Origin of the sequence: Streptomyces sp. IBSBF 3136, from assembly GCF_036815105.1 — a bacterium.
GTDB lineage: Bacteria > Actinomycetota > Actinomycetes > Streptomycetales > Streptomycetaceae > Streptomyces.
In genome coordinates, this window is sequence record NZ_JAJSZC010000263.1 from 1 (window position 1) to 4,616 (window position 4,616).

The 4,616-nt window shown below is 76.6% G+C and carries 4 protein-coding genes; all 4 read left to right on the forward strand.

What is annotated here, in order from left to right; genetic code table 11:
* Nucleotides 1–119 precede the first annotated feature (119 nt).
* Complete coding sequence (locus V7E45_RS35225) at nt 120–773, forward strand: Tat pathway signal sequence domain protein (protein ID WP_333778334.1); 654 nt, start codon at nt 120–122, stop codon at nt 771–773.
* Nucleotides 774–816: 43 nt separating this feature from the next.
* Nucleotides 817–2,016 carry an inositol-3-phosphate synthase gene (locus V7E45_RS35230; RefSeq protein WP_333778335.1) on the forward strand — a complete coding sequence of 400 codons (1,200 nt, stop codon included), beginning with the start codon at nt 817–819 and terminating at the stop codon, nt 2,014–2,016.
* Entirely contained in the window at nt 2,013–3,722 is a 1,710-nt protein-coding gene (locus V7E45_RS35235) for an SCO3242 family prenyltransferase (RefSeq protein ID WP_333778336.1), read from the forward strand. The genes V7E45_RS35230 and V7E45_RS35235 overlap by 4 nt, the downstream gene beginning before the upstream one ends.
* The coding region (locus V7E45_RS35240; protein ID WP_333778337.1) for a sugar phosphate isomerase/epimerase family protein at nt 3,719–4,616 on the forward strand (898 nt) is incomplete at its 3' end. The genes V7E45_RS35235 and V7E45_RS35240, both read left to right, overlap by 4 nt.

A 4,616-nucleotide genomic window follows, 5' to 3' on the forward strand; every position in this document is an offset into this window, starting at 1 on the left:
CGGCGACAGGGCGACGGGGTACACGAACCACCAGACCCCCCCCGCCCCCCCCCACCCCCCCAACCCCCCCCCCCCCGCCCCCCCCGCGCCCCGCCCCCCCCCACCCCTCCCTGCCGGACGTGCCGGGTATGGTCGGCGACCGCTGGGCCAACGAGTTCTGGTACCAGTACGACGAGATGTCCTACTACACCCCCTCGCAGGAGATGAAGGACGCCGTCGCCGCCATCACCACCCCGTTCGGCGGCTTCACCAAGACCTACGACGCCTGGGCCGCCACCCGCCAGGGCGGCCGCTACCCGCGCAGCTTCCTGGAGCTGATCCAGCCCAACAAGGACGCCTTCGAGGTCCTCTCGCGCAACCAGCGTGCCGTCTACGACCAGTACTACGGCCGCGACCCGCACGGACTCGTCTTCGCCTTCCAGGAGTTCGGCCAGGGCGTCCTGTTCGACCCGCGCCGCCCGGACGGCCAGAAGGTCCACATGATGAACTACACGCCGCCGGAGCCCACGCACGCCTACCACCGCTGGCACCCCTTCCTCGCCGGCTTCGTGCTGCTCGGCATCGAGCCCCGCTGGTGGACCCACGTCAACCGGCTCGCGGGCGTCGCCTGGGAGCTGCAGTCGCTGGCCCAGCCGATCACCGACCTCGACCACAACCCGCGGCTGCCCGGGCACACCGTCCGGCACATCACCGCCAAGTGGCTGCGCCGCGACCGCGACCAGCTGGACGCGGCGTTCGACGTCTCCCCGTTCCCGGCCGACCTCGGCAAGTAGCCCTCGACCCCGTACGGCACCACCAGCTGGAGGCTGGATCACCATGCAGGACACTGACCGCACCACCGGAACCTCCCCCCGCGTCGGCGTCTGGCTGGTCGGCGCCCGTGGCTCGGTCGCGACCACCGTGGTCGCCGGCACGGCCGCGATCGCCGCTGATCTGACCCCCGCGACCGGATGCGTCACCGAATCCCCCGTCTTCCGTGGCGCATCCCTGCCGGCCCTCGCCGACCTCGTGTTCGGCGGCCACGACATCGTCGGCGTGCCGCTGCCGGCGAGGGCCGGCCACCTGGCCGACGCGGGCGTGCTCCCCGCCCGCGTCGTCGCCGCCGTACGACCCGCCCTGGAGGCGGCGGACCGGGAGATCCGCGACGGCTCGCCGCGCCCCGGCGAACCGCAGTACACGACCGCCCGCCGGCTCGCCGCCGACATCGCCGACTTCCGGACCCGGCACGGCCTGGAGCAGGTCGTCGTCGTCAACGTCTCCTCCACCGAGGCGCTGCCCGAGCCCGACCCCGCCTTCCTCGACCTCGCCGACCTCGACAAGGCGCTGGCGACCAGCACCATCCTGCTGCCGCCCAGCTCCCTGTACGCGTACGCCGCCTTCCACGCCGGCTGCGCCTACGTCAACTTCACCCCGTCCGCCGGTGCCGCGCTGCCCGCCCTGGAGGAACTGGCCAGGCTGCGCGGGGTGCCGCACGCGGGACGTGACGGCAAGACCGGCGAGACGCTGGTCAAGAGCGCCCTCGCGCCGATGTTCGCGCAGCGCGCGCTGCGCGTCCGCTCCTGGTCCGGCACCAACCTGCTCGGCGGCGGCGACGGGGCGACCCTCGCCGACCCGGCGGCCGCGCGCAGCAAGACCGAGTCCAAGCAGCGCGCCCTGGAGGAGACCGTCGGGCACGCCGTCGAGGGCCAGGTGCACATCGACAACGTGCCCGAGATGGGCGAGTGGAAGACCGCCTGGGACCACATCTCCTTCGAGGGCTTCCTCGGGGTGCGCATGTCCCTGCAGTTCACCTGGCAGGGCTGCGACTCGGCACTGGCCGCGCCCCTGGTCCTGGATCTGGTCCGGCTCGCCGCCCTGGCCCGGCGCCGCGGCGAGAGCGGCGCGCTGCCCGCCCTCGGCTTCTTCTTCAAGGACCCGGTGGCCTCCACCGAGCACAACCTGACCCTCCAGCACGGCCACCTCGTCGCCTGGGCCGCGGCCCCCGAGCGGGCGCCCCTGCCCGAGGGGGCGCGGTGAACAGCCCGCGGACGCCCCTGGCGCGGTCCGCGGCGGGCGCGCCGACCGCGGCCGCCCTCGGACGGACCCCGGCCGGCGCGGTGACGACGCCCGGCCCGGCCAGGGTCACCGCCACCGGACGGCCACGGCCGTCCACCGCCGAGGCCTCCGCCATCGCCGCCTCGCACGCCTCCGTCTCGGCCGCCTCCACGACGTCCACCAGGTCCGTCTCGGCCGCCGACGCCTCCGGCACCTCCACTTCGGTCGCCTCCGCCACCGCCGCTTGGGTCGCCTCCGGCACCTCCACTTCGGTCGCCTCCGCCACCTCCGCCTCGGCCTCCTCGACGGCCGACGCTTCCCCCGCCTCCGCCGCGGTCTCCTCGGCCGCCGCCTCCTCGCCCCGCGAACCGGGCCGCCGCCTGAGCTCCCTGACCCGGGCGGCCCGGGAGACGGCCTTCGCCTGCCGGGAGGCGGCGCGTGCGGCCGGCAGCGCGTTCCGCGCGGCCCGCTGCGGCGCGCGGCCCCCGGCCGGTGAGCCCGTCCGCGAGTTCGGCACCGGTTCGGCGCGGCCCACGCCTGCCCCGGCCGGAAACGCCGGCGTGCCCGCCCCCGAGCCCGGCGTCGACGGTTCGGCCGGTACCGGCACGGTGGCCTTCGGTTCCGCCACCGACGCTTCCGCCGGCATCGACGCTCCCGCCGCCGACGGTTCCGCCGGCCCTGGCGCCCCCGCCTCCGAGCCCCGCCCCGACAGCTCCGCCGGAACCGGCGGTCGCCGGAACCGGCCGTACGACACCGGATACCGCCCTCGCTCCGTGGTCCTGCGCCGCCGGGCCCGGGACGTCGCCGAGCTGGTGCGCGCGCCCGCCGCGCTCACCGTGCCCGGCGACGTGCTCGCCGGCGCGCTGGCCGCTGGCCGTCCCGCCGCCGGGCGGACGCTGCTGCTCGCCGCGTCCTCCGTCAGCCTGTACTGGGCGGGCATGGCGCTCAACGACTGGGCGGACCGCGATGAGGACGCCGAGGAACGCCCGGAGCGGCCGGTGCCGTCAGGGCGGATCCCCGCCGGTGCCGCGTTCGGCATCGCCGCCGGACTCACCGCCGCGGGCCTCGGCCTGGGCGCGCTGGCCGGCGGCCGGCGGGTGCTGCTGCGCCGCACGCTGCCGCTGGCGGCCGCCGTCTGGGCGTACGACCTCGGCCTGAAGCGGACCCCGCTCGGCCCCATTGCCATGGCGGCGGCCCGCGCCCTCGACGTACTGCACGGCACGGGCGCAGGCCCGGCCGCGCCCGCGCTCGGTGCGGCGGCCACCGCCGGCCTGCACACCTGGGGAGTGACACGTCTCAGTCGCCACGAGGTGACCGGCGAGGCCGGCCGCGAGCCGCTGCTCGCCCTCGCCGTCACCGCGGCGACCGCGCTCGGCGCGAGCGGCGTGGTGACCGCGGCCCGGACCGGCCGGCTCACCGCGGCCGGCACCCTGAGGGACCCCCGCCTCGCCGTGCCCCTCCTCGCCTGCGCCCTCTACGCGACGTCCTGCGCCCGCCCCCAGTGGGCCGCCCTGCGCCACCCGGGGGACCCGGCCCGGGTCAGAACCGCCGTCGGCACGGGCATCCACGCGCTGCTGCCCCTCCAGGCGGCCCTCGTGGCGCGTGCCGGAGCCCCGCGGCTCGCCGTGGTGCTCGCCGCCGGGCTCCCGCAGGCGGCCCGGCTCGCCAGGAAGGTGTCCCCGACATGACCGCCGCAGGACTCCGCTTCGGCTACGGCACCAACGGCTTCGCCGACCACCGCCTCACCGACGCCCTCTCCGTCCTCGCCGGGCTCGGCTACGACGGGGTGGCCCTGACCCTGGACCACCAGCACCTCGACCCCTACGCCCGCGGTCTCGCGCCCCGCGTCCGCCGTGTCGCCCGCGACCTGCGCCGCACCGGACTCGCCGTGGTCGTGGAGACCGGAGCGCGCTACCTCCTGGACCCGCTGCGCAAGCACCGGCCGACCCTGGTCAGCGCCGAGCCGGAAGGCCGGGCCGCACGCCTCGACCTGCTGCGCCGCGCCATCCGTACCGGCGCCGAACTCGAGGCGGAGGCCGTGCACTTCTGGAGCGGCACGCCCGACCCCGGCACCACCCGGGAACAGGCGTGGCAGCGCCTGGAACAGGGGTGTGCGCAGGCGCTCGACGAGGCCGAACGGGCCGGCGTCGACCTGGCCTTCGAACCCGAGCCCGGCATGCTCGTCGAGGACCTCGCCGGGTACCGCAGGCTGCTGCGCTCCCTCGGCGGCCACGACCGGTTCCGGCTCACCCTGGACATCGGGCACTGCCGCTGCCTGGAGCCGTGGCCGGAGGCGCGGTGCGTGGAGCTGGCCGCCGACCGGCTGGCCCATGTGCAGATCGAGGACATGCGGCGCGGGGTGCACGAGCACCTGCCGTTCGGCGCGGGCGAGATCGACTTCCCGCCGGTCCTGCGGGCGCTGCGCGACGCCCGCTACACCGGGCTGGTCTCGGTGGAACTGCCCCGGCACAGCCACGCCGCCACGGCGACGGCCCGCCACAGCATCGAGTTCCTGCACCGCACGGCCACCGCGCTCCCGCCACAGGCCACCGGTGACGGGAACCGCGCGGTCACCCATGACG